The sequence below is a fragment of the Streptomyces virginiae genome (assembly GCF_040638905.1).
Classification (GTDB): Bacteria; Actinomycetota; Actinomycetes; order Streptomycetales; family Streptomycetaceae; genus Streptomyces; species Streptomyces virginiae_B.
Genome location: NZ_JBEZYV010000020.1, coordinates 1 through 25,236 on the forward strand (window position 1 = coordinate 1; position 25,236 = coordinate 25,236).

Genomic DNA, 25,236 nt, shown 5'->3' on the forward strand with positions numbered 1-25,236 from the left:
GACGGCTTGCGGCGGTGACGACAAGGGCAACGGCGGGACCGACGCCGGCGGCGAGCTTTCCGGCACGGTCACGTGGTGGGACACCGCGAACGACGGCCCGCTTCTTCACTGTGGAGCTAAGGAGAATTGAACTCCTGACCTCCTGCATGCCATGCAGGCGCTCTACCAACTGAGCTATAGCCCCTTGCCCTGCTTGCCGCTTCGGTTTCCCTTGCCGGTTCCCCTCGGCGACGTCCCAAACATTACACGGCCATGGCCCTGGTCCAAAAATCGGTTTCCACCAACCAAGGGCCATGTCCGTTTTGCAATACTCTGTCACGCTCTTGCGAACTGGTAGAAGCGCTTGAGCGTGCAGTGCTCATCGAGCAGCCGACCGTAGATCGGCTCCCCTTCCAGCTCCCGGTACGTCTCGATCGGGTCGCCTTTTATGATCAGCGCCCGCGCGCATTCCTCGCACCAATACTGGTAGTCGGGGTTGACCGGGTCCATGTCCCGCACGATCGGCGTCCCGTTGTTGCACCAGTCGCACCGGCGCCGGTGTGCACCCATCCGTTCGCGACTCCCTCCCGCGTCGGGCCGTCGACTCCCCCTCCGGCTGTCCGATTCTGCCACGCCGGTGCGGGCCAGGTCAGCAAACGCAAAGGGTACAAAAACAAGGATCCCGCCCCCACTTGGGGACGGGATCCTGATTGTGGAGCTAAGGAGAATTGAACTCCTGACCTCCTGCATGCCATGCAGGCGCTCTACCAACTGAGCTATAGCCCCGCTCTCCGCTGCGCTTCCCCCGTCTCCGGTGTTCTTCGCTGCGAACAAGAAGAACTCTAGCCTGTGACCAGCCGGAAAGTGAAATCCGGGTCGGAGCCCCGGTGGGAAGCGGCAGGGAGCCGCTCAGTCGTCGTCGCCGAGCACCGGTTCCGGCAGCGTGCCGGCGTTGTGCTCCAGCAGACGCCAGCCGCGGGCGCCCTCGCCGAGGACGGACCAGCAGCAGTTGGAGAGCCCGCCCAGGCCCTCCCAGTGGTACGGCTCCAGACCCAGCAGGCGCCCGATCGTCGTACGGATGGTGCCGCCGTGGCTGACCACGACGAGCGTGCCGTTCTGCGTCAGCCCGTCGGCGTGCTCCAGCACCACGGGCGCCGCGCGGTCGGCGACCTCGGTCTCCAGCTCACCGCCGCCGCGGCGAACCGGTTCGCCGCGCTTCCACGCCGCGTACTGCTCGCCGTACTTGCCGAGGATCTCCTCGTGCGTCAGGCCCTGCCACTCACCGGCGTACGTCTCGCGCAGCGCCTCGGTGTGCGTCACCGGCAGCCCCGTGACGGCGGCCAGCTCGGCCGCCGTGTCCGCGGCGCGCCGCAGGTCCGAGGCGACGATGGCGTCCGGCTTCAGCGAGGCGAGCAGCCGCGCGGAGCGGCGCGCCTGCGCCAGCCCCGCCTCGGTCAGCTCGATGTCCGTGGAGCCCTGGAAGCGCCGCTCCAGGTTCCAGGAGGTCTGGCCGTGCCGCCAGAGGACGATCTTCCTGTTGGATCTGGCCGGCTCGGCCGCGTGCGTCGCGCTCAGAACAGATCACCGTCCAGGTCCTCGTCGCCCGCCGCCTCGCGCAGCTTGGCGTGCTCCTCGGCCTTGCCGAGGGTGAGCTTCGCGTCCTCGGGGAGCTCGATCTCGGGGCAGTCCTTCCACAGGCGCTCCAGCGCGTAGAAGACCCGCTCCTCGCTGTGCTGGACGTGGACGACGATGTCGACGTAGTCGAGCAGGATCCAGCGGGCGTCGCGGTCGCCCTCGCGGCGCACCGGCTTGGCGCCGAGCTCCTTCTGCAGGCGCTCCTCGATCTCGTCGACGATCGACTTGACCTGGCGGTCGTTGGGCGCCGAGGCGAGCAGGAAGGCGTCGGTGATCGACAGCACGTCGCTGACGTCGTACGCGATGATGTCGTGCGCGAGCCGGTCGGCCGCGGCCTGGGCAGCGGTGGTGATGAGTTCGATGGAGCGGTCCGTGGCGGTCACTGGCCATGCTTTCGGGTTGGCGGGCAGATCCTTACAAGGGTCTCATGTACCGCCGACGGCGCCCGCGCGTAGCGTTCCGCACGGGCGCGAGCGCCCCTCCCGGCCGGACCGCGGCCCGGTCAGGACGCCTTGTAGTCCTTCCCGAGGATCACCACGACCTCGGCGTTCACGATGTTCTCGGCCTTCTTCACGACCGTCTCGGGCAGCCCCAGCGTCTTGGCCACCTCGATCGCGCGGTCGCGCTGGGCGTCGTCCTGATAGGTGATCTGCGAGGCGGCCGCCGTCTTGTCGGCCTTGCCGCCGTCCACGAAGGTGTAGCCGCCGTTCATCAGCGCCGCCTTCGCGGCGACCTGCGTCTTGTCGTCGCCGGTGGCGTCCTTCAGGCCGACGCGCGGGATGGCGCCGGGCTGCGCCGCGTCGGCGGAACCGCCGAGCACCTCCTTGACGACCTTCCTGTTGGCCTCGTCCGTGAGCGTCCCGTCCGGCTTCACCGCGATGAGGTCGGTGCGGTAGGCGCCCGCCTTGGCGTGCGCGCCGAGCTTGGACAGCAGGGCTCCGAGGGTCTGCGCGTTGAGCGCGGGATCGAGGATCTGGCCGATGCTCTCGACCGTGACGGCCGCGGCCTTCGGGTCGCTGGGGACCTTGCGCAGGACCGCGTGGAGCACCTTGCCCGTGCGCTCCAGCTGCTTGGCCTCCGGTTCGCCCTGCGCGCGGTACGTGGCGTACGCGACGGCCATCGGGCCGCTCAGGCTCTGCTTCTGGCCCTGGGCCACGGCCGGGGTCTTGGCGGCGTCGTCGGCCGGGACCGCGGTGTCGGTGTCGACCTCGATGCCGCCGACCAGCTCGACCAGGTTCTCCAGGAAGGGGGTGTCCAGGCGCCAGGTGCCGCCGATGTGGGTGCCGAGCACGGAGTCGAGGGCCTCGCGGGTGCCGAGGCCGCCCTCTTCGACCGCCTTGCCGAGGCCCTTTGCGGTGCCGTCCTGGCCGGTAACGGCGAGGGCGTTGGGCAGCAGGACGGTGGCGCCCTGCTTGGTGGTGACGTTGTCGACGAGCAGCGCCGAGGAGGTGCCGCCCTTCTTGGTGTTGTGCAGGTGCACGACGATCATGTCGCGCTTCTGCGCCGCGGCGTCCGCGGTGGTGGCGGTCTTCTCGCCGCCGGGACCGCCGAGGAAGGGCAGCTTGCCCTGGTACCAGAGGTAGCCGGCGCCTCCGACGACGAACAACGCCAGGACGACGATCAGCGCGACGACCCGGTTGCGGCCGCGGCGGCGGGCCTCCTCGCGGCGTTCGGTGCGGCTCTCGGTGAACTTGAGCCAGTCGATGACGTCCTCGGAGTCCTCGTCCGGCTGGTCGATGAAGGCGAACATCTCGGTGCGGTAGTCCCGGCCCGCCTCGGAGCCGCCCTCGGGCCGACGCGGCTCGGGGACCTGGGCGACCGGCCGCTCCGCCGGGGCTTGGGGCCGCTCGGCGGCCGGGGGCTCGGGCGCCGCCTGCTGCGGGATCCACTGCTGGGCCTGCTGCTGGGTCTGCTGCGGGGCCTGGGGCCCGGCCTGCTGGGCGTCGTACCCGTAGGAGGGGGCCTGGGTGTACTCCTGCTGCCCGTAGTCCTGGGGCGCGGGCTGCTGCGGATAGTACTGCTGCGGCTGCTGCTGGCCGTAGCCCTGGTAGTCGTAGCCGTAGCCCTGCTGCTCGTACTGGGGGGCGGCGGGCTGCGCGGGCGCCTGGCCGTACACCGGCCGCCCGTACGCGTCGTAGCCAATGAGCTGCTGCTCGTGCGCGGCATACGGGTCGTACGGATCCTGTCGGTCGTTCACCGCGGGGCCCCTCTCTCCGGAAGCTCAGGCTCCCCGGTACAGCTCACGCTTGTCGATGTAGCGCACCACGCCGTCCGGCACCAGGTACCAGACGGGATCCCCCTGGGCGACCCGCGCGCGGCAGTCCGTCGACGAGATCGCCAGCGCGGGCACCTCGACCAGGGAGACCCCGCCCTCGGGCAGCCCGTCGTCGGAGAGCACGTGGCCCGGCCGGGTGACTCCGATGAAATGGGAGAGCGAGAAGAGCTCGTCGGCGTTCCGCCAGGTCAGGATCTGCGCGAGCGCGTCGGCACCTGTGATGAAGAACAGGTCGGCGTCGTCGTTCAGCGCCTTCAGGTCCCGCAGGGTGTCGATCGTGTACGTCGGCCCGCCGCGGTCGATGTCGATGCGGCTCACCGAGAACTGCGGGTTCGAGGCCGTGGCGATGACCGTCATAAGGTAGCGGTCCTCGGCGGGCGAGACGGCCCGCTGGGACTTCTGCCACGGCTCACCGGTCGGCACGAACACCACCTCGTCGAGGTGGAAAAGGGCGGCCACCTCGCTGGCGGCCACCAAGTGTCCGTGGTGGATCGGGTCGAATGTCCCGCCCATCACGCCGAGCCGGCGCTTGACCGGACCGGTAGGCATCTCCTGCTCTCCCATGAGCGCAGAGCCTACTGGCCCGGCGGACCGGGCCGGCTAGCGGTCGCGGTTCAGGCGCGTGGTGACCCAGAGCATCAGCATGAGGATCACGAAGGCGGCGCCGCCGGTCAGGTACGGGTTGAGGCTGTCGTGGTTGCCGCCGTGCTGTTCGGCCCCCTCCGAGGCGAGGACGACCAGGTTGTGGGCGGTGGAGGAGAGGCTCATCAGGCAGGTACCTATCGAGTCGGGGAGCTGTCGGAGACTTCGCTCACATCGTATGCGGGCGCCCGGGGCACGCTCGCGCCGACTCAGGCGTTGGAGAGGATAGACGCATGGTGGAGCAGGTCAATCAGGGGAGGGCGCAATGACTGAGACGGGATTCGAGAAGACGCCGGCGCGGGACCGCAGGAGGTTCCCCGGCATCTCCTCGCGTGCGTACGAGCATCCCGCGGACCGCTCGGCCCTGGTGGCGCTGCGCAGGCTGAGCGGCTTCGACACGGTCTTCAAGGCCCTGAGCGGGCTCCTCCCGGAGCGGAGCCTGCGCCTGCTGTTCCTGTCGGACTCGGTGCGGGTGGGCGAGACGCAGTTCCCGCACCTGTACGCGATGCTCCGCGACGCCTGTTACATCCTGGACCTGGAGAAGGTCCCGCAGATGTACGTGCAGCAGGACCCGCGGCCCAACGCCATGTGCATCGGGCTGGACGAGCCGATCATCGTGGTGACCACGAGCCTCGTCGAGCTGCTCGACGAGGAGGAGATGCGGGCGGTGGTCGGCCACGAAGTGGGCCACGCGCTGTCGGGGCACTCGGTGTACCGCACGATCCTGCTGTTCCTGACGAACCTGGCGCTGAAGGTCGCGTGGATCCCGCTGGGCAATGTGGCGGTCATGACGCTGGTGACCGCGCTGCGGGAGTGGTTCCGCAAGTCGGAGCTCTCGGCCGACCGGGCGGGGCTGCTGGTGGGGCAGGACGTGACGGCCTCCATGCGCGGCCTGATGAAGCTGGCGGGCGGCAACCACCTGCACGAGATGAACGTGGATGCCTTCCTGGAGCAGGCCGACGAGTACGAGAAGGGCGGCGACCTGCGGGATTCCGTGCTGAAGATCCTCAACATGCTGCCGCGCACGCACCCCTTCACCACGGTCCGGGCGGCCGAGCTGAAGAAGTGGTCGGAGAGCCGGGACCACCAGCGGATCATGGACGGCCACTACCCGCGCCGCGAGGAGGACAAGGACGCCTCGGTCTCGGACTCCTTCCGGGAGTCGGCCGCGCACTACGCCGATTCGGTGCGCACCAGCAAGGACCCGCTGTTCAAGCTGGTGGGCGACATCGCGGGCGGCGCGGCCGACATGGGCGGCAGGCTGCGTGACAAGTTCACCGGCGCCGGAACCGGCGCCGGCGCGGACACCGGCTCCGGAGGCAAGGGCGGGGCTACGGAACAGGGCTGACCGGGGCGCCAGGAGTCGCCGCGGGAGCCAGTACGCCGCACAGCCCGGCCGTGCGCCTCGGGTGGCCGCCGGCGTACGGGTCGCTCGCGGCCGGCCCCACGGTGGTGGGGCCGGCCCCGGCCAGGAGCGGGCGGAAGCCTCCGGCCGGGTCGGCGGAGCAGTCCTGCGGCCCGGCCATCACGTAGGCCGATGCCAGCTCCAGCCGCCGGGCGCTCAGGTCGTCGCGGTCGAAGCGCAGCCGCAGCTCGCGCCGGACGGTGAAGAGCGACGCGCCGTCGGCCGCGGCCGGGGCTCCGGTGGCCGGCCGTACCGCGTACACGAAGGTGTGATCGGTCGTGACCTCCAGCACGTCCTGGGCCACCTCCTCGTAGGTGAAACTGCCGCTCACCCGGACCCGGGGGTCGGCCATGACGGCGGCTGCCGGGTCGAAGCGGACCAGCCAGCCGGTGGCGGCGTGCCGGCCGTCGCCGGCGGGCGAGGTCATGCTGCGGTCGAACTGCTCCAGCTGGTCGGGGTCGAGCAGGACGCGCACGGGCCGGACGGCGGACCCGGCCAGCACGTCGGGGTCCAGCGAGGACTGCACCAGGTAGTCCTTGGCGATGGACAGCGCGGTGACGACCTGGACATCGGTGAAGTGGTGCGTGCGGCGCACGGCGGGCAGGCTGATCCCGGCCGCCCCGACCCGGTAGTCGGCGGCGGGGCTCTGCGCGAACAGCTCGGGCGGCAGCCCGCCGGGCACGGCGGTGGTCGGCGCGAGCGGGACCACGGTGCTGGTGAGCGGCTGGGCGGGCCCCCCGGGCGGGGGCACGTAGGGGTTGCGCAGGCCCATGTAGACGGCGACGGAGAAGGCCGTGGCGATGAGGAGCACGAGCAGCATGCCCTGCCGGGCGGCGCGGCCGGGGGTGCTGCTCCGGGGCGCGGAGCCCGACCACATGGACCGGCTGCGGACGGCCCGGGCGTGCTCGCCCATGCGTTCCTGGGCGGAGTACTCCTGGAGCCGGGCAGCCCGGACGAAGTCCTCGTCGAACACCACCGATCCGTACTCGTCCGACCGGAATTCGTCGTCGCCCCCGGCGGTGCCGTCGGGGGTGCCGTTGGGTGGGTCTCCTGGTACGGCCATCGCTTCTCCCCGCTGTCCCCGCTTCAGAGAAGCCCCCAGCTCCGGCGAACGCGAGCGGGGTCGTACCTTCAGGGTTGGCGTACTGAGGGGTACGTAAACGCGCCGACGCCGGTGACTTCACGCCTGGGGGTGCTGGCGGGCGCCGGAGCGGGGTCCGCTTCGCCCGAGGCACTGCGGTAGACGGCACTGAAGGCGAGCGCGACCATGCCGAGGCCCATCACGAAGGCAAGCACCCAGGCGACCGGGCGCAGCCACGGGGCGCGGCCCCGGTAGGGGCGCAGGCTGCCGCCGTAGGCCCCGTACGGACCGTCGGGGTGGCCGTGGCCCCGCTCGTGGTCGCCGCCGTGGTCCCAGCCGTACTCGTCGGCGTCGTACCCGTCGGAACGGCCGTAGCCGTAGCCGTCGTGGTCGTCGTCGCCCGTCCAGCCGCCCGCGACGGCCCGGGCGGCTTCCGCCTCCGCGCGCGCCCGGTCGGCCGCCCGCTGGCGCTCGGCGGCGCTCGGTTCATGGATCTCGGCGTTCCGGACGAAGTCCTCGTCGAACACCACGGAGGCGAAGTCCTCTTCCGCGCCTCCGCGGTCGTCGTCGGGCTCCCCGTCGTCCGGGAACGGCTTGCCCCCCACGTCGTCCGGCACGGGAACAGACTAGACCTGAGGAGAGCCTTTGGGCAGGGTGTCCGCCCGATTCCCGCCACACCCGGTGGGCACTTCGACTACCGAACGTGACCGTCGCCGGTGACGATGTACTTGGTGGAGGTTAGCTCCGGAAGCCCCATCGGGCCCCGGGCGTGCAGCTTCTGCGTGGAGATGCCGATCTCGGCGCCGAAGCCGAACTGACCACCGTCGGTGAACCGGGTGGATGCATTTACGGCGACGGTGGTGGAGTCGACCAGCTGGGTGAAGCGGCGGGCGGCGGCCTGCGAGGTGGTGACGATCGCCTCGGTGTGCCCGGAGGTCCAGCGGCGGATGTGGGTGACGGCGCCGTCGAGGGAGTCCACGACCGCCGCGGCGATGTCGTAGGAGAGGTACTCGGCGGCCCAGTCCTCGTCCGTGGCGGGCAGGGCGGTGGCCTTGGTGCCCTCGGCGGCGGCGAGGACGGCCTCGTCGCCGTGGACGGTGACGCCGGCATCGGCGAGCGCGTCGAGGGCGCGCGGCAGGAAGGCGCCGGCGATGTCACGGTGGACGAGGAGGGTCTCGGCGGCGTTGCAGACGGAGGGCCGCTGGGCCTTGGAGTTGATGAGGATGTCCACGGCCATGTCGAGGTCGGCCTGGGCGTCGACGTAGACGTGGCAGTTGCCGGTACCGGTCTCGATGACCGGGACGGTGGACTCCTCGACCACGGTCTTGATGAGGGAGGCACCGCCGCGCGGGATGAGCACGTCGACGAGGCCTCGGGCTCGCATCAGCTCGCGGACGGAGTCGCGGGACTCGCCGGGGACGAGCTGGATCGCGTCGGCGGGCAGGCCGGCGCTCAGGGCGGCGTCGCGGAGGATGGCGACGAGCGCGGTGTTGGAGGCGTAGGCGGAGGAGCTGCCGCGCAGGAGGACGGCGTTGCCGGACTTGAGGCAGAGGGCGGCCGCGTCGACGGTGACGTTGGGGCGGGCCTCGTAGATGATGCCGACGACGCCGAGGGGGACCCGGATCTGGCGGATGTCGATGCCGTTGGGGAGGGTGTTGCCGCGGACGACCTCGCCGACGGGGTCGGGGAGGGCGGCGACGTCGCGGACGTCGGAGGCGATGGCGGCGACCCGCTCCCGGGTCAGGGTGAGGCGGTCGATGACGGTCTCGCTGGTGCCGGCGGCGCGCGCCTTGTCCGTGTCCACGGCGTTGGCCGTGATGATCTCGGCGGTGCGGGCCTCCAGCGCGTCCGCGATCGCCAGGAGGGCCGCGTCCTTGGCGGACCGCGGGAGTGGGGCGATGGCCGCGGCGGCGGTCCGGGCGCGGTGCGCCGTGGCGAGGACGGGCGAGGTGACGGTGGCGTCGTCGAGCGAGGTCATGCCGACCAGGGTAGTGCGCCGGGGACGCGTCTTCGGTGGGGCTTCCATCCCGCGAGACGGGGCCCGTGGCTGCCGCTGCGCGGAGCCTCTCCCCCGCCCCGCCCTTTCTCCGTTTCCCGGGCTCTGCCCGGCCCCGCTCCTCGAACGCCGGAGGGGCGGAAGGAGCCGGGGGCTCCGCCCCGGAGCCCTGCGCCTCGAACGCCGGAGGGGGTGGAGGAGCCGGGGCTTCCGGTACATCGATCAGTACGGGTGTACGCCCACCGGGTGGGCCGGGGGTGGGCCGTAGCCCTCCGCCACGCGCAGGTGGTAGGTGGCCCGGTCGATGACCTCCAGGCCGACGATCTCCCAGGGCGGCAGCTGTGCCGAGGAGCGGTGCTCGCCCCACAGGCGCAGCGCGACGGCCGCCGCGTCGTGGAGGTCGCGGGCCTCTTCCCAGTACCGGATCTCCGCGTGGTCGTCGGCGTACCGGCTGGTCAGCAGGAACGGGTGGTCGTGTGCCAGTTGCTCCAGCCCCCGCCGCACCTCGGAGAGCGGGGCCGGCTTGCCGGAGACGCTCAGGGTCACGTGCCACAGGCGCGAGGCCTGGTCCTGGTCCTGCTCGTACCCGCCGCCGTCACCGTCCCCCGTACCGACGCTGGTCAGCGCTCGTCTCACCAGCCGCCTCCTGTCTCGCTACGCGTGTCCGCCTGCTCTGCCCTTCACAGTTGACCAGTCCCCGGGCGGCCGCGCTGCGGTTTTGCCGAACCTCAGCCCTGGAGCAGGACCAGATCGTCACGGTGGACGACCTCCCGCTCGTACGCGGGTCCGAGTTCCCGCGCGAGCTCGCGAGTGGAGCGGCCGAGCAGCTGCGGGAGCTCCTTGGCGTCGAAGTTGACCAGACCCCGGGCGACGGCGCGGCCGTCCGCCGCTCGCAGCTCCACCGGGTCGCCCGCGACGAAGTCGCCCTCGACCGCCGCGATGCCGGCGGGCAGCAGCGAGCTGCCCCGCTCGGTGACCGCTCGGACGGCGCCCTCGTCCAGGACGAGGTGGCCCTGCGGGGTGGAGGCGTGCTGGAGCCAGAGCAGCCGGTCCGCGCTACGGCGTCCGGTGGCGTGGAAGAGCGTGCCGGTCCCCCGTCCGGCCAGGGCGTCGGCGGCCTGGCTCGCGGAGGTGAGCACCACCGGGACGCCGGCGGCTGCCGCAATCCGTGCCGCCTCGACCTTGGTGACCATGCCGCCGGTGCCCACGCCCGCCTTGCCGGCGCTGCCGATGGAGACGTGCGCGATGTCCTCGGGCCCGCGGACCTCCTCGATGCGGGTGGTGCCGGGCTGGGACGGGTCGCCGTCGTAGAGGCCGTCGACGTCGGAGAGCAGGACGAGGAGGTCCGCGCGGACGAGGTGGGCGACGAGGGCGGCGAGCCGGTCGTTGTCGCCGAAGCGGATCTCGTCCGTGGCGACGGTGTCGTTCTCGTTGACGACGGGGAGGGCGCCCATGGCCAGCAGCTGGTCCAGGGTCCGGTACGCGTTGCGGTAGTGGGCGCGCCGGCTGGTGTCGTCGGTGGTGAGCAGCACCTGGCCGACGCGCAGGCCGTACCGCGCGAAGGAGGCGGTGTAGCGGGCGACGAGGAGGCCCTGTCCGACGCTGGCGGCGGCCTGCTGGCGGGCCAGGTCCTTGGGCCGGCGGCGCAGGCCGAGCGGGGAGAGCCCGGCGGCGATGGCTCCGCTGGAGACAAGGACGATCTCCTTCTCACCGCCGCTGCGGGCCTTGGCCAGGACGTCGACGAGCGCGTCCACCCGGTCGGCGTCGAGCCCGCCGGCCGCCGTGGTCAGGGAGGAGGAGCCGACCTTGACCACGATCCTGCGGGCGTCCACGACACCTTGCCTAGCCGCTGACACGTTTTCCCCTTGCCCCTTGCCGTCAATGCCTGCCACCTCAATCTACGGGGTGGCCGGCGGGGGCCGCTCGGGGGTTTCAGACCGTGGACGAGGTCCTGGCCTGCCCCTGGCTCTCCTCCAACTCGGCGGCCCGGCGGCCGCCGGGGACGAGGATCTTGCGGGAGAGCAGGAAGGTGAACGGGATGGCCACGACCGCCGCGACCAGCGGGGCGATCCGGGTGTCCATCCCGGTCCAGGTCACCAAGGCGTAGAGGCCGGCGGACTGGATGACGTAGTTGGTCACGTTCGTCAGCGGGAAGAGGAGGAACTTCTTCCAGGTCGGCCGGGTGCGGTAGGTGAAATAGGTGTTCATGAAGAACGAGCCGACCATCGCCAGCACGAAGGCGAGCGAGTAGGCGGCGAAGTACGGCATCCAGGGGTGCAGGAGGAGGTAGATGCCGAAGAAGGTGCCGGTGTTGACCCCGCCCACCAGGGCGAAGCGGAATACCTGGCCGAGCTGTTCCCGGCGGCTCATCGGGTGCTGCGCTCCACGATCGTCGGCTCCGCCGCCGGGGTGGTGCCCGCGGTCCTCGGGAGGGGTTCGGAGCCGTGCGACTCCTTCACCAGGAAGTGCGGCCGGCGCTTGGTCTCGTAGTAGATGCGGCCGATGTACTCGCCGACGAGGCCCAGCATGATCAGCTGTACGCCGCCCAGGCCCGTGATGATGGCCACAAGGGTGACGTAGCCCGGTGAGTCCACGCCGTTGGTGATCGCCATGGCGGTGATCCACAACGCGTAGAGGCCGGTCAGCGCGACCAGCGACACGCCGAACCAGATGCCGATCCGCAGCGGCCGGTTGTTGAAGGAGATCAGGCCGTCCATGCCGTAGTTCAGCAGGGCGCCGAACTTCCACTTGGTCTCGCCGGCCTCGCGCTGCGCGTTGCGGTAGTCGAAGTGGACGGTGTCGAAGCCGATCCAGGAGAACAGGCCCTTGGAGAAGCGGTTGTACTCCGGCAGGGCCAGCAGCGCGTCCACGGCCGGACGCGACAGCATCCGGAAGTCGCCGACGCCGTCGGTCAGCTCCACGTCGACCCAGCGGTTGACGCCCCGGTAGTAGAGGCGGCTGAGCGCGGAGCGCACCTTCTTGTCGCCCTCGCGGGTGCGGCGGGCGATGATCTGGTCGTGGCCCTGCCGGTAGTGCTCCAGCATGGTCGCGATGAGCTCCGGCGGGTGCTGGAGGTCGGCGTCCATGATCACTACGGCGTCGCCGGTGGCCTCGCGCAGGCCGGCCAGCATGCCGGCCTCCTTGCCGAAGTTGCGGCTGAAGGAGACGTAGCGGGTCTGTTCACCGTGTTCAGCGGCGATCTTCCGGAGCTTGCCGAGAGTGCCGTCACGGCTGCCGTCGTCGACGTAGCAGACCTCGTACTCGACGGGCAGGGCGTCCAGGACCCTGCGGATCTCGACGTCGAAGCTGTCGATGACGGCTTCTTCGTTGTAGCAAGGGACAACTACGGACAGCTTGGTCATGAACACTTCCTGCTGGATCCGAACGGGTGATTGTCGGCGACCGGACCCGCCTCTCACCTCTTCCTTAGAAGTATGCACGGCGAGGAACCACCGAGAGTCGCCCTGCCTGAGCCGAGGGCGGCACACGGTAGCTTTGACGGGATAAGCGGAATGAGCGGAACGAAACGAAGGGATCGAGGTGCACGTGCCCGACGTCTCCGTGGTCGTCATCGTCTACAACGACGCAGAGCGTCTGTCGACAGCAGTCCAGTCGGTTCTCGACCAGACACTCCAGGGTGTCGAGGTCGTGATCGTCGACGACTGCAGCCAGGACCGCTCCTTCGCGGTCGCCCAAGAACTCGAGTCGGCGCATCCGGGGAGGGTGCGCGCCTTCCAGCTTCCGCAGAACAGCGGCGGCTGCGGTGCGCCGCGCAACCACGGCATCCAGCAGGCCACGGGTACGTACGTGATGTTCCTCGACAGCGACGACGTGCTGGAGCGCAACGCCTGCCGGAACATGCTGGCCGCCGCCGAGCGGACCGGCTCCGACCTGGTCTCGGGCATGTGCGTACGCGTGCACCTCGACAACCGGTGGGGCAAGACCACCGAGTGGTACCCGTGGATCTACTCGCGCACGCGCACGCTGGAGTCGATCACCGAGTTCCCGGACCTGCTGGTCTACGACACCCTCTCCACGAACAAGTGCTACCGGCGCGCGTTCCTGCTGGAGCAGGGCCTGGAGTTCCCGGTCGGCATCCACTACGAGGACCTGCTGTTCTCCGCACAGGCGTACGTGGCGGCCCGGCGCATCACGCTGATCCCCAACCACGTGTACTTCTGGAACGTGGTCGAGAAGGCCGCGGCCAAGTCGATCAGCAACCGGCGCCACGAGATCGCCAACTTCGTCCACCGGATGGAGATCCACCGGCGCGTCGACGAGCTGCTGGCGGCCAAGGGCCACACGGACATCAAGTCCGCGAAGGACGCCAAGTTCCTCAAGCACGACCTGGTCCTGCACCTGCGCGACCTGCCGCTGCTGAGCGACGAGTACCGCCAGGAGTTCGCGGGCCTCGCCAACGGCTACCTCGCCGGCATCGACCCGGAGGCGTACGAGCACGTCACCCACCTCCAGGCGATCTGCGCGTACCTGCTGGGCAAGGAGGACTGGGACAACCTGCTCCCGGCCGCCGACGCCATGATCAACAAGGGTCGGCTGACCTCCCCGCTCGCCGAGCGCGACGGCCGCGTCTACTGGTGCGCGCAGCACATCGACGGCCCCGACGCCGCCGAGGCCCGCCGGATACTGGACGTCACCGAGCAGGGTTTCCACACCACCCCGCTGCCGTCCCTCACCCTGGGCAACCGCCTCACCTCCTACGAGGACGACGGCCGCGGCACCGTCACGCTGTCCGGCACCGTCGTGAACCCGCTGGGCCGCATCGACGCCGACGCGGAGCTGAAGGCCACGCTGGAGCTGCGGGCCCGCCGGCAGGTCGGCGTGCGCTCCTTCAGCTTCCCGGTGGCAACCGTGCGCCACGCCGGTGACACGATCGAGTGGCGCACCACCGCCGACATCGGCGGCACCGTGCGCCCCCTCGGCATCATCGACGCCGTCTGGGACGTCCGCCTCAAGCTGACCGCCGGGGGCGAGCGGATCATCACCCGCGTCTCGGTCGGCGGCCTCGACCTGGACTCGGCGGCCCGGCTGCGCGTCCGGCCGCGGCTGACCCGCCTGGTCTCCGACCGCTTCACCGCGGAGATGACCAAGAAGGGCAACCTCTCCTACGTCCTGACCGCGGAGGGCGCCGCCGCCGTCCGCACCCAGTCGCTGATCAACAACGCCATACAGGGCAAGGCGGCCGGCGTGGTCAAGCGGGGTCTGCGCAAGGCCCTGCGGGCCCGCCGGAACATGGGCTCCGGCGAGCAGAAGGTGAAGATCTACCACGAGGTCTTCTCGAAGCTGCCCGTCAAGAAGGGCACGGTCGTCTTCGAGAGCCACATGGGCAAGCAGTACAGCGACAGCCCCAAGGCCATCTACGAGGAGATGGTCCGCCAGGGCGTGCCGTTCGAGGCGATCTGGTCCTACGCGGGCGCCAGGCCCACCGGCTTCCCGAAGGAGGCCACCCTGGTCAAGCGGTGGAGCTGGCAGTACCTGCGCGCCCTGGCCCAGGCCGAGTACTGGGTCGACAACCAGGGCTTCCCGCTCGCCCTGGCCAAGCGCCCCGGCACCACGTACATCCAGACCTGGCACGGCTCCGCGCTCAAGCGGATGGGCTTCCACGAGCCCCGCACGAAGGCGCAGGGGCGGGCCGGCCAGGCCCGCTTCCAGGCGGCCGTCGACCGTTTCGACCACTTCCTGATCCGCTCCGAGCACGACGCCCGCACCCTCGCCAAGGGCTTCCGGCTGCGCGACGAGGTACTGCTGCGCACGGGCTACCCGCGCAACGACGCCCTCGTCGAGGCCCACCGGGCCGAGGCGGACAGCGGCGAGCGGGTCCGCGGCGCCCTCGCCGCCGAGCTCGGCATCGACCCGGACAAGAAGGTGCTGCTGTACGCGCCGACCTTCCGGGCGGGCGCGGACGGCGCGGTGGAGGGCTTCACCTTCCCCTTCGACGTGGAGGAGTTCGCGGACCGGCTCGGCGACCGCTTCACGCTGCTGGTGCGGACCCACTACCTCAACAGCGTCTCGCTGCCGCCGTCGGTGGCCGGCCGGGTCGTCGACGTCTCCCGGCACCACGACATCACCCCGCTGCTGGCCCTCGCCGACGGGCTGATCACCGACTACTCGTCCGTGATGTTCGACTACGCGGTCCTGGACCGGCCGATGGTGTTCTTCGCGTACGACTACGAGAAGTACGCCACCGACATCCGCGGCACGTACTTCGACCTCAAGGAGAAGGCCCCGGGCCCGGTGGTGGCCACCGCGGACGAACTCCTGCAGGCGCTGGCGGCCTTCGAGGAGGCGGACGCCAAGTACGCGGAGGCGCGGCAGCGTTTCCTCACCGAGTTCGGCGAGTACGACCGCGGGGACGCGGCCCGCCAGATCGTCGAGAAGTTCTTCACCGGGAGCGGCAAGTGAGCCGGGACATCTTCATCGTCTCCAACAGCGTCGACGAGATCGGCGGCGTGACCACCTGGTCGCACCAGATGGCCCGGCTGTTCAGCGAACGCGGCCACCGGGTGCACATCGTCGGCATCGCCCCCGTCGCCGAGGAGATCCGGCACAAGCTGCCGCAGGACCTGCCGTACGAGATGACCACGCTCTACGGGGCCCACCCGCCGGCGGCGCGCCGGCTGCGCGGCATCAAGGGCCGGCTGAACGCCCCCGAGCGCCGCCGCCAGGCGGCCCGGCGGGCGCAGATGCGGGTCAAGGCCGACCAGCTGAGCGAGTTGCTGCGCGGAGCCCGTCCCGGCGGGGTCGTCATCGTCACCCAGGTCTGGGCGATGGAGTGGGTGGCGCTCGCCGACACCAAGGGGCTGTCCGTCGTCGGCATGAGCCACGAGTCGTTCGAAGCCAGCCAGAAGTCGACCCGCGGCGAGCGGGTCCGCCGGTACTACCGGGAGGTCGACCGGCTGCTGGTGCTGACCGCCGAGGACGCGGACCTGTGGATCCGGGCGGGCATGGAGAACGTCGCCAGCATGCCCAACCCGATCCCCTTCATGCCCGACACCCCTGCTCCGCGCACCTCAAAGGTCGTGGCCAGCGTCGGCCGCCTCGCCTTCGAGAAGGGCGTCGACCTGCTGCTCGACGCCTGGGCGGACGCGGTGCCGCACCACCCCGACTGGGTCCTGCGGATCTACGGCGCGGGCTCGGAGGAGGCGGCCCTGCGGGCGCACTGCACCAGCCTGGGGATCGACGACTCCGTCGAGTGGATGGGCAGCACCGACGACGTGCTGGGCGCGCTGCGCGGCGCCTCGGTCTTCGCACAGGCCTCGCGCGCCGAGGGCTTCCCGATCACGCTGCTGGAGGCGATGGCGGCGGGCGTGCCGGTGGCCGCCTTCGACTGCGCGCCGGGCGTGCGGGAGATCGTCGAGCACGGCGAGGACGGGCTGCTCGCCCGGCTGGGCAACACGATGGAACTCGCCGGACACCTGCACGTGCTGATGTCCGACGGCGAGCTGCGCGACCGGCTCGGCGACAACGCCTTCCACGCGGTGAAGCGCTACTCCAGCGCCGAGATCACCGACCGGTGGGAGGAGCTGTTCTCCTTCCTGGAGCGCTGACGGCACGACCGCCCGCGGCATGACGGAGCCGCCCGCCCCGGAGGTGTCCGGGGCGGGCGGCTCTCTCATGTGACCGGGGGTGCCCGTCAGGCCTTGTGGACGTCGCGGTGCGCGTCCTTGCGGGCCACCTTGTTGGCCTCCCAGCCCGCCCAGGCGGAGGTGACCATCTCGCGGACGTCGTGGCGGGCCTTCCAGCCCAGCACGGTGTTGATCTTGTCGGCGGAGGCCACGACCTTCGCCGGGTCGCCGGGGCGGCGCGGGCTGACGACCGGGGCGTAGTCGTGCCCGGTGCCCTTGTTCAGCAGCTCGACCATCTCGGCGACCGAGACGCCCTCGCCGCGCCCGATGTTGACGGTGAGGTCCTTGTAGTCCTCGGCCGCGGCCCACTCGGCCAGCTTGCGGGCGGCCGCCACGTGGGCCTCCGCCAGGTCCTCGACGTGGATGTAGTCGCGGATGCAGGTGCCGTCCGGTGTCGGGTAGTCGTCACCGAAGATCTTGGCGCCCTGGCCGGCGTCGTACCGCTCGAAGACCATCGGGACCAGGTTGAAGACGCCGGTGTCCGCGAGCTCCGGGGACGCGGCGCCCGCCACGTTGAAGTAGCGCAGGCAGGCGGTGGAGATGCCGTGCGCCTTGCCCGCGGCGCGGACCAGCCACTCGCCGGCCAGCTTGGTCTCGCCGTACGGGCTCAGCGGCGCGCACGGGGTGTCCTCCGTGACCAGGTCCACGTCGGGCATGCCGTACACGGAGGCGGAGGAGGAGAAGAGGAAGTTGCGCACGCCCGCGTCGGCCACGGCCTGGAGCAGGACCGTGAGACCCTGCACGTTCTCATGGTAGTAGTACAGCGGCTTCTCGACGGACTCGCCGACCTGCTTCTTGCCCGCCAGGTGCACCACGCCCGTGATCTTGTGCTCGCGGATGGTCTTCTCCAGCACCAGCCGGTCCAGGACCGAGCCGACCACCAGCGGGACGCCCTCCGGGACACGGTCCTCGTTGCCCGTGGAGAGGTCGTCGAGGACGACGACCTTCTCCCCCGCGAGCACCATCGCGCGGACGACGTGCGCGCCGATGTAACCGGCGCCACCGGTGATCAGAAACGTCATGGGTATCTCCTTGGTCCTGTCCGACTTCGGTGGGGAAAGCGCAGCGGGGCGCATCGGGTTCAGCCCGCCCCCCGGGCCGCCCGGGCCCGGTGGATGCGGTTGCGCACGAGGTACAGGGCTCCCTCGGCGCCCGGCGCGAGGCGCAGCGCGAGGGCTCCGGCCCCCGTCCGGTAGGGCTGCGCCAGCAGAACACCGTACCGGCTGCTGGGCAGGGCCCGACGGCGGAGCAGCCGGCCCTGGGGGCGCAGGGAGGTGAACACCGAGCTCCCGTCGGCACACTGCACGCCCACCCCGACGTTCCAGGCCTGCATCCTGCGCAGTCCCTGGCGGCGTCCGGTGACGGCCAGATCGGCCAGGCGGAAGGGCAGTACGGCCAGCCAGCCGCCGGCCCGGTCGGGCAGCAGTTCGACGGGGCGCGCGAGGACCGGCTCGCCGCCCGCGCGGGGCATGAAGCTCAGGCGCGCGGTCTGCGGACCGGCCTCGGCGAGGCGCCCGTAGAGGTCGTGCACGCGGATCCTGACGGCGCCGCGGCCGGCCGGCTCGGCGTCGACGGTGAGGGGCAGCTCCTCGACCGGCAGGGCCGGCAGGCCGTCCAGCTCGACGGGGAGCTCCTCGCTCCACACCGGCTCGCCGGAGGCGCCGACCGCGTACGGGGGCAGCAGGCGCGGCGGTTCGGCGGCCAGCCGGGTCAGCCGCTCGATGTCGGCGGGCGGCGTCGCGGTCGCACGCAGCACCCGGACGATCCAGCGGGCGTGGGCCGCGGCGGCCTCGACGTCCGCCTCGGCGAAGGTGTCGAGGTACTCGCGGGTGAGGGTCCACCAGGCGGCCCGGTAGTCGGGATCGCTGCCGAGCTCGCGCAGGTACATGCGCAGGTCGTACTCGAGGAACTTCACGTGGCAGGCGCTGCCCAGGACCGGGGAGGCCGCGGCGAGGGTCCGGGCGGCCGTGCGGTGGGCCGCGATGCGCGAACGCCAGTTCCCGACGTCCTTGCGGTCCAGGGAGATCGACACCTGGGCGGCGCTGCGGCGCACGTGCCACACGTAGACGAGGTCGCCGGTGACGGCGATGCGGGGGGCAGCGGCGAGGACGCGGGCCGTGAAGGCGAAGTCCTCGTAGACGAACCGCCCGTCGGGGAAGCGCAGGCCGTGCTCCTGAAGGAAGGCGCGCTCGTAGAGCTTGTTGACGCAGAGGGTGTCGCGGACGAGCTCGGGCCGGTCCGCCGGGCGCTCGATGACGTCGCCGGGGGTGTAGAGGCCGGGCATCCACGGCACGTCGTGGTGCTGGGGCAGCTCGCGCCGCACGGCCGCGCCGACGGTGACCGGGGCGCGGTGCTCCTCGGCGGTGCGCACCAGGGCGTCCGCCGCGCCCGGTGGCAGGATGTCGTCGCTGTCGAGGAAGAGCACGTACCGGCCGGACGCCACGGCGATCCCGTCGTTGCGCGGGGTACCGCACCCGCCGCTGTTCTCCGTCCGGTGCACGACCTTGAGGCGGGGGTGGACCGAGGCCAGTTCGTCCAGCACCCGCGCGGTGCCGTCGGACGAGGCGTCGTTCACAGCGATGACCTCGGTGACCACCGGGCCCTGGGCGAGGGCCGAGGAGACGGCCTCGCCCACGAGCCCGGCGTCGTTGTACGCGATCACCACGACGGAAACAGTGGGGAGTTTGCTGCTGTTCACCCGGAGGATCCTAGGCGACCGAGATAAAGGCGCCTTCAAACCCTCCGGGGCCCGGTCCCTCGGGAGTGGACTAGAACGGCCGGAATTCGTCGTATTCCTTCTGCGCCGAGTCCCCGCGCTGGGCTTCCTTGTCCTTGCGGCGGGTGGTGGCCGGACGCGGGGCGTCCAGACGGTGGTCCTCGCCGCGGCGGCCCAGCATCTCGGCGCCGGCCATCACGGTCGGCTCCCAGTCGAAGACGACCGCGTTGTCGTCGGAGCCGATCGCCACGCCGTCGCCGGCGCGGGCGCCGGCCTTCTTCAGCGCCTCCTCGACACCGAGGCGGTTGAGGCGGTCGGCCAGGTAGCCGACGGCCTCGTCGTTGTTGAAGTCGGTCTGGCGGACCCAGCGTTCCGGCTTCTCGCCGCGCACCACGTACACGTCCTCGGCCTCGTCGTAGGCGACGGTGAAGCCGGCGTCGTCCACGGCCTTCGGACGGATGACAATACGGGTCGCCTCCTCCTTCGGCTTGCGGGCACGGGCCTTGGCGATGACCTCGGCGAGGAAGTAGGAGAGCTCCTTCAGGCCCGTACGGGCGACCGCGGAGACCTCGAAGACCTTGTAGCCGCGGGCCTCCAGGTCGGGGCGCACCATGTCGGCGAGCTCCTGGCCGTCCGGGATGTCGACCTTGTTCAGGACGACGAGGCGCGGGCGCTTCTCCAGGCCGCCGCCGTAGAGCTTGAGCTCCTCCTCGATGACGTCGAGGTCGGCGATCGGGTCGCGGTCGGTCTCCAGGGTGGCCGTGTCCAGGACGTGCACCAGCACCGAGCAGCGCTCGACGTGGCGCAGGAACTCCAGGCCCAGGCCACGGCCCTGGCTGGCGCCGGGGATCAGGCCGGGGACGTCGGCGATCGTGTAGACGGTGGAGCCGGCGGTGACGACGCCCAGGTTCGGGACGAGGGTGGTGAAGGGGTAGTCCGCGATCTTCGGCTTGGCGGAGGAGAGCACCGAGATCAGCGAGGACTTGCCGGCGCTCGGGAAGCCGACCAGTGCCACGTCGGCCACGGTCTTGAGCTCCAGGACGATGTCGCCGGTGGTGCCGGGGACGCCGAGGAGCGCGAAGCCGGGCGCCTTGCGGCGGGCCGAGGCCAGCGCCGCGTTGCCGAGGCCGCCGCGGCCGCCCTCGGCGGCCACGTAGGTGGTGCCCTGGCCGACGAGGTCGGCGAGGACGTTGCCGGCCTTGTCCAAGACGACGGTGCCGTCCGGCACGGGCAGGATCAGGTCCTGGCCGTCCTTGCCGGAACGGTTGCCGCCCTCGCCGGGCTTGCCGTTGGTGGCCTTGCGGTGGGGGCTGTGGTGGTAGTCCAGCAGGGTGGTGATCGCCTGCTCCACCACCAGGATGACGTCGCCGCCACGGCCGCCGTTGCCGCCGTCGGGGCCGCCGAGCGGCTTGAACTTCTCCCGGTGAACGGAGGCGCAGCCGTGGCCCCCGTTACCCGCGGCGACGTGCAGCTCGACGCGGTCCACGAAGGTGGTCATGGTTGTTCCTCCAGATACAGCGGGATCGTCCGGAAAATCCGGTGGCAGGCCTTGCTGCCCATTAAACGTGTCTATGTGACAACGCGCCGAGGGCGGACCTCTCTTCCCGGCCTGAGCCGGGAAGAGCTGAGATCCGCCCTCGGGAAGTTACGAACGCTCGATCAGCCGAAGCTGGATCAGGCGGCCGGAACGATGTTGACGACCTTGCGGCCACGGTGCGTGCCGAACTGCACGGCACCGGCCTGCAGCGCGAACAGCGTGTCGTCGCCACCACGACCGACACCCGAGCCCGGGTGGAAGTGGGTGCCGCGCTGGCGGACGAGGATCTCGCCGGCGGAGACGACCTGACCGCCGAAGCGCTTCACGCCGAGCCGCTGGGCATTGGAGTCGCGCCCGTTCCGGGTGGACGATGCGCCCTTCTTGTGTGCCATGTCTCAGTCCCTCTTACTTCGCAGCCGCGGGGATACCGGTGACCTTGATCGCCGTGTACTGCTGGCGGTGACCCTGGCGACGGCGGTAGCCGGTCTTGTTCTTGTAGCGCAGGATGTCGATCTTGGCGCCCTTGTGGTGGTCCACGACCTCAGCCGTGACCTTGATGCCCGCCAGGACCCACGGGTCGCTGGTCACGGCGTCGCCGTCGACAACGAGCAGGGTCGAGAGCTCGACCGTGTCGCCAACCTTGGCAGTGGAAATCTTGTCAACCTCAACGATGTCGCCGACAGCAACCTTGTGCTGGCGACCACCGCTGCGCACGATGGCGTACACGCGGATCTCTCTCTCACTCGGGACGGATGCTCCTGAAGCCAGCCGCTCAGGCGGGCCGGGGCCCACGCTGATCCGGAATGGACGAGCGGCCTCTCCCGCACAGCGCTTGCGCGCCGGAAGCCGGAGGAAGGTGCTCAGGAACTCGACGCGCGCTGAACGGATTCGTACAGGACACGCCGACGGTCTAGGTTACGGGGCCGGTTCCGGAGGGTCAAACCGGGCTCCGCACGGCCGTGGGCCCCGCCGCTCGGCGGGGCCCACGGTCACGGGACGGATCAGGCTTCGGCCGGAGCCGAGACGGACGGGGCAGCCTGCTGCTCCGCCGCCGCGGTCTTCTTCGTCGCCCGCTTCGTCGCGGTCTTCTTGGTCGTGGCCGCCTTCTTGGCCACGGTCTTCTTGGCGGCCGCCGCCTTCTTGGCCGGGGCCTTCTTCGCCGCGGTCGCCTTCTTGGCCGGAGCCTTCTTGGCGGCCTTCTTGGCCGGGGCGGCCTCCGGCTCCTCAGCCGGGGCGGCCTCCTCGGCCGGTGCGGCCGGCTCGGTCACCGGGGCCTCGACGACCACCACGGCGGCCTCTGCCGCGCCTGCCGGGGAACCGGCGGGTGCGGTGGCCTTACGGGTGGCACGACGGCGCGGACGGGCCGGCGCGGCCTCCACCGCCGGGGCCTCCTCGGCCGCAGGGGCCGACTCGGGCTCGACGACGGGCTCGGGCTCCGGGACGACGACCGGCTCGGGGGCCGGCTCCGGCTCCGCTGCGACGGCCGGCTCCGGGGCCGACTCGGCGGCGGGCGCCGGCGCGGTGGCCTTACGGGTCGCACGGCGACGGGTACGGCCCCTCGGCGCGGCCTCCTCGACCGGGGCGACCGGGACGGCCTCGACCGACTCCGCGGCCTCCACGGCCTCGTTGACGACCTCGGCGACCGGCTCCAGGACCGTGTCGGCCGGCTCGGTCACCGGCTCGGCGACGACCTCGGCCACGGGGGCCGGGGCCGGAGCGGCCTCACGCCGCGGGGCACCCGCGGGAGCGGTCGCCTTGCGGGTGGCACGGCGCCGGTTGCGGCGCCCGCTCAGACCCGCCGCGGCCTCCGCCTCGGCCGCGGAGCCGTAGAGCTCCTCGCCCGCGGCGAACTCCGGCTCGGGCAGCGCCTTCGGCGCGGCGAGCTCGGCGGCGACCTCGGCCTCGGACTCGAAGGCCTCGGCCTCCGGGGTCTCGACGGCCTCGACGGTCTCGATCTCGTGGTCGTGCTGGTCGAACTCGGCGCGGCCGCCACGGCGCTTCGAGCGCTTGCCGTTGCCACCGCCGCCGAGCGCGGCCGGCGTCTCCATGTGGACGATGACACCGCGGCCGTTGCAGTGGACGCAGGTCTCGGAGAAGGACTCCAGCAGACCCTGGCCGACCCGCTTGCGGGTCATCTGGACCAGGCCCAGCGAGGTGACCTCGGCGACCTGGTGCTTCGTACGGTCACGGCCCAGGCACTCCAGCATGCGCCGCAGGACCAGATCGCGGTTGGACTCCAGGACCATGTCGATGAAGTCGATGACGACGATGCCGCCGAGGTCGCGCAGCCGCAGCTGGCGCACGATCTCCTCGGCCGCCTCCAGGTTGTTCCTGGTGACGGTCTCCTCGAGGTTGCCGCCCTGACCGGTGAACTTGCCGGTGTTGACGTCGATGACGATCATCGCCTCGGTCTTGTCGATCACAAGCGAGCCGCCCGAGGGCAGCCACACCTTGCGGTCGAGCGCCTTGGCGAGCTGCTCGTCGATCCGGTACGTCGCGAAGACGTCGACCTCGGAGGTCCAGCGCTGGAGCCGGTCGGCCAGGTCCGGGGCCACGTGCGAGACGTAGCCGTGGATGGTCTCCCAGGCGCCGTCGCCGCTGACGATGACCTTCGAGAAGTCCTCGTTGAAGATGTCGCGCACGACACGGACGGTCATGTCCGGCTCGCCGTACAGCAGGGACGGCGAAGAGGTCGTGATCTGCTTCGACTTCTTCTGGATGTCCTCCCACTGGGCCTGCAGGCGCTCGACGTCGCGGCGCAGCTCGTCCTCGCTCGCACCCTCGGCGGCGGTGCGCACGATGACGCCCGCGTCCTCGGGAACGATCTTCTTGAGGATGGTCTTCAGACGCGCGCGCTCGGTGTCGGGCAGCTTGCGGCTGATGCCGGTCATCGAGCCCTCGGGCACGTAGACCAGGTAGCGGCCGGGCAGCGAGACCTGGCTGGTCAGGCGGGCGCCCTTGTGGCCGATCGGGTCCTTGGTGACCTGCACCAGGACCGACTGGCCGGACTTGAGGGCGGACTCGATGCGGCGCGGCCCGTTGGCCATGCCGAGCGCCTCGAAGTTGACCTCACCGGCGTACAGGACGGCGTTGCGGCCCTTGCCGATGTCGATGAACGCGGCCTCCATCGACGGCAGCACGTTCTGGACCTTGCCCAGGTAGACGTTGCCGACGTACGAGGTGGCCTCTTCCTTGTTGACGTAGTGCTCGACGAGCACGTTGTCCTCGAGGACGCCGATCTGGGTGCGCTCGCCGGACTGGCGGACGACCATGACGCGCTCGACGGCCTCACGGCGGGCCAGGAACTCGGCCTCGGTGATGATCGGGACGCGGCGGCGGCCCTGCTCGCGGCCCTCGCGGCGGCGCTGCTTCTTCGCCTCCAAGCGGGTCGAGCCCTTGATGGACTGGACCTCGTCGGACGGCTCGGCCTTCTCGCGCGCCGGGCGCGGCTCGCGGACCTTGACGACGGTGCGCACACCGTCCTCGTCGCCCGCTTCGGCGACCTCGGCACCCGTGTCGCCGCTACGGCGACGACGGCGGCGGCGACGGCGGCTGGAGGCGGAGCCAAGGGCCTCCTCGCCCTCGTCGTACTCGGCGCCCTCGGCGCCCTCGTCATCGGTCTCGGCCTCCTGCTCGGCGGCCTCGGCCTCCTCCTCGGCGGACTCGTCGAGGTCGGCGGCCTCACCGCGACGGCGGCGACGGCCACCGCGGCGGCGGCGGCGCGAGGGGCGCTCGCCCGACTCGTCGCCCTCCTCGAAGTCCGCGGCCTCGGCGGACTCGTCTTCGAGCTCGGCGGCCTCGGCCTCCGGCTCCTCCTCGGCGAGCACCTCGGGCAGCGAGACCGGCGCGGTCTCGGCGGAGCCACGGCCACGGCGACGGCGACGGCCGGCGGGCTGCGCCGGCTCGACCGGAGCGGCGGCCTCGGCCTCCTCTTCCTCCTCGACCTCCTCAGCCTCGCTCGCGGCGGCGGCCGCGGCGGCCATGGCGGCGGTCTCGGGGGTCTGGAACATCGGCTCGGTGAAGACCGGCGCCTGGAAGACGGCCACGGCGGGACGCACCGCACGGCGGCCACGGGCCGGCGCGGCGGGCGCCTCGGCGGCCTCGGGCTCGGCGGCGGGCTGCTGCGCGGCGGCGGCCGCGGTCGTGGAACGGGTGGCGCGGCGGCGGCCGCGCTTCGGGGCGTCCACGGCGTCGGCGACGGTCACGGCGCGGGCGGCGGCCTTGGGGGCCTCCTCCACGGCGGCGGGGGCGGGCTCGGCGACGGCCTCGGCGGCCGGGGTCTCGGCGGCCGGAGCGGCGACGGCGCGGGTGGCACGACGACGGGCAC

22 protein-coding genes and 2 tRNA genes are annotated in these 25,236 nt (G+C 71.4%); 3 read left to right on the forward strand and 21 right to left on the reverse strand.

The genetic code is table 11. The features are described 5' to 3' along the window. Positions 1–111: 111 nt before the first annotated feature. The 8 genes from AB0F82_RS24605 to AB0F82_RS24640 form a co-directional block, all read right to left on the reverse strand. Positions 112–184: transfer RNA gene (locus AB0F82_RS24605), tRNA-Ala, on the reverse strand. A 131-nt stretch (positions 185–315) separates the two neighbouring features. Further along, positions 316–489, reverse strand: coding sequence for a hypothetical protein (locus AB0F82_RS24610; protein WP_157854762.1), 174 nt, complete (start codon positions 487–489; stop codon positions 316–318). A 203-nt stretch (positions 490–692) separates the two neighbouring features. Then, positions 693–765, reverse strand: a tRNA-Ala gene (locus AB0F82_RS24615). A gap of 123 nt (positions 766–888) precedes the next feature. Beyond that, positions 889–1,554, reverse strand: a complete 666-nt coding sequence (locus AB0F82_RS24620; RefSeq protein WP_362631449.1) for a histidine phosphatase family protein — start codon at positions 1,552–1,554, stop codon at positions 889–891. Further along, a complete protein-coding gene (gene rsfS / locus AB0F82_RS24625; protein WP_356813296.1) occupies positions 1,551–1,997 on the reverse strand; it encodes a ribosome silencing factor in 447 nt (148 codons plus the stop codon). The genes AB0F82_RS24620 and rsfS overlap by 4 nt, the downstream gene beginning before the upstream one ends. 119 nt (positions 1,998–2,116) lie before the next feature. Further along, positions 2,117–3,811 (reverse strand): LCP family protein, encoded by a 1,695-nt coding sequence (locus tag AB0F82_RS24630; RefSeq protein ID WP_362631310.1) that lies wholly within the window; start codon positions 3,809–3,811, stop codon positions 2,117–2,119. A gap of 24 nt (positions 3,812–3,835) precedes the next feature. After that, on the reverse strand, positions 3,836–4,453 hold the full coding sequence (gene nadD / locus AB0F82_RS24635; protein WP_356813294.1) for a nicotinate-nucleotide adenylyltransferase: 618 nt from the start codon (positions 4,451–4,453) through the stop codon (positions 3,836–3,838). Between the two features lie 36 nt (positions 4,454–4,489). Beyond that, positions 4,490–4,657, reverse strand: coding sequence for a hypothetical protein (locus AB0F82_RS24640; protein ID WP_037631388.1), 168 nt, complete (start codon positions 4,655–4,657; stop codon positions 4,490–4,492). Between the two features lie 139 nt (positions 4,658–4,796). On the opposite strand from AB0F82_RS24640, the gene AB0F82_RS24645 reads away from it, so the two are divergent. Beyond that, positions 4,797–5,879, forward strand: a complete 1,083-nt coding sequence (locus tag AB0F82_RS24645) for a M48 family metallopeptidase (protein WP_362631312.1) — start codon at positions 4,797–4,799, stop codon at positions 5,877–5,879. On the opposite strand, the gene AB0F82_RS24650 is transcribed toward AB0F82_RS24645, so the two are convergent. From AB0F82_RS24650 to AB0F82_RS24680, 7 genes are all read right to left on the reverse strand, one after another. Next, positions 5,863–6,999: a hypothetical protein gene (locus tag AB0F82_RS24650; protein WP_362631314.1), complete on the reverse strand. Its 1,137-nt coding sequence runs from the start codon at positions 6,997–6,999 to the stop codon at positions 5,863–5,865. The genes AB0F82_RS24645 and AB0F82_RS24650 overlap by 17 nt on opposite strands. Positions 7,000–7,067: 68 nt before the next feature. Beyond that, a complete protein-coding gene (locus AB0F82_RS24655; RefSeq protein WP_356813291.1) occupies positions 7,068–7,634 on the reverse strand; it encodes a hypothetical protein in 567 nt (188 codons plus the stop codon). Between the two features lie 77 nt (positions 7,635–7,711). Beyond that, the gene (locus AB0F82_RS24660) at positions 7,712–8,995 is read right to left on the reverse strand and encodes a glutamate-5-semialdehyde dehydrogenase (RefSeq protein WP_362631317.1); all 1,284 of its coding nucleotides are present in this window, start codon (positions 8,993–8,995) and stop codon (positions 7,712–7,714) included. A 240-nt stretch (positions 8,996–9,235) separates the two neighbouring features. Beyond that, positions 9,236–9,637, reverse strand: a complete 402-nt coding sequence (locus tag AB0F82_RS24665; protein ID WP_391699696.1) for a hypothetical protein — start codon at positions 9,635–9,637, stop codon at positions 9,236–9,238. Positions 9,638–9,741: 104 nt separating this feature from the next. Further along, positions 9,742–10,869 carry a glutamate 5-kinase gene (proB, locus tag AB0F82_RS24670; protein WP_362631320.1) on the reverse strand — a complete coding sequence of 376 codons (1,128 nt, stop codon included), beginning with the start codon at positions 10,867–10,869 and terminating at the stop codon, positions 9,742–9,744. 76 nt (positions 10,870–10,945) lie between these two features. Continuing rightward, complete coding sequence (locus AB0F82_RS24675) at positions 10,946–11,383, reverse strand: GtrA family protein (RefSeq protein WP_356813288.1); 438 nt, start codon at positions 11,381–11,383, stop codon at positions 10,946–10,948. Then, positions 11,380–12,375, reverse strand: a complete 996-nt coding sequence (locus tag AB0F82_RS24680) for a glycosyltransferase family 2 protein (protein ID WP_362631322.1) — start codon at positions 12,373–12,375, stop codon at positions 11,380–11,382. The genes AB0F82_RS24675 and AB0F82_RS24680 overlap by 4 nt, the downstream gene beginning before the upstream one ends. 178 nt (positions 12,376–12,553) lie before the next feature. On the opposite strand from AB0F82_RS24680, the gene AB0F82_RS24685 reads away from it, so the two are divergent. Beyond that, positions 12,554–15,433: a bifunctional glycosyltransferase/CDP-glycerol:glycerophosphate glycerophosphotransferase gene (locus AB0F82_RS24685; protein ID WP_362631324.1), complete on the forward strand. Its 2,880-nt coding sequence runs from the start codon at positions 12,554–12,556 to the stop codon at positions 15,431–15,433. Beyond that, positions 15,430–16,578, forward strand: a complete 1,149-nt coding sequence (locus AB0F82_RS24690; RefSeq protein WP_362631326.1) for a glycosyltransferase — start codon at positions 15,430–15,432, stop codon at positions 16,576–16,578. The genes AB0F82_RS24685 and AB0F82_RS24690 overlap by 4 nt, the downstream gene beginning before the upstream one ends. A gap of 86 nt (positions 16,579–16,664) precedes the next feature. On the opposite strand, the gene galE is transcribed toward AB0F82_RS24690, so the two are convergent. The 6 genes from galE to AB0F82_RS24720 form a co-directional block, all read right to left on the reverse strand. After that, entirely contained in the window at positions 16,665–17,678 is a 1,014-nt protein-coding gene (galE, locus tag AB0F82_RS24695; RefSeq protein WP_356810015.1) for a UDP-glucose 4-epimerase GalE, read from the reverse strand. 59 nt (positions 17,679–17,737) lie between these two features. Beyond that, positions 17,738–19,354 carry a glycosyltransferase family 2 protein gene (locus tag AB0F82_RS24700; RefSeq protein ID WP_362631328.1) on the reverse strand — a complete coding sequence of 539 codons (1,617 nt, stop codon included), beginning with the start codon at positions 19,352–19,354 and terminating at the stop codon, positions 17,738–17,740. 70 nt (positions 19,355–19,424) lie between these two features. Continuing rightward, positions 19,425–20,870, reverse strand: coding sequence for a GTPase ObgE (obgE, locus tag AB0F82_RS24705; protein ID WP_356810019.1), 1,446 nt, complete (start codon positions 20,868–20,870; stop codon positions 19,425–19,427). A 176-nt stretch (positions 20,871–21,046) separates the two neighbouring features. After that, positions 21,047–21,301: a 50S ribosomal protein L27 gene (gene rpmA, locus AB0F82_RS24710; protein ID WP_030027134.1), complete on the reverse strand. Its 255-nt coding sequence runs from the start codon at positions 21,299–21,301 to the stop codon at positions 21,047–21,049. A 13-nt stretch (positions 21,302–21,314) separates the two neighbouring features. Further along, on the reverse strand, positions 21,315–21,635 hold the full coding sequence (rplU, locus tag AB0F82_RS24715; protein ID WP_015033583.1) for a 50S ribosomal protein L21: 321 nt from the start codon (positions 21,633–21,635) through the stop codon (positions 21,315–21,317). Between the two features lie 275 nt (positions 21,636–21,910). Next, positions 21,911–25,236: Rne/Rng family ribonuclease (locus tag AB0F82_RS24720; RefSeq protein WP_362631330.1), on the reverse strand; the 3,326-nt coding region annotated here is incomplete at its 5' end.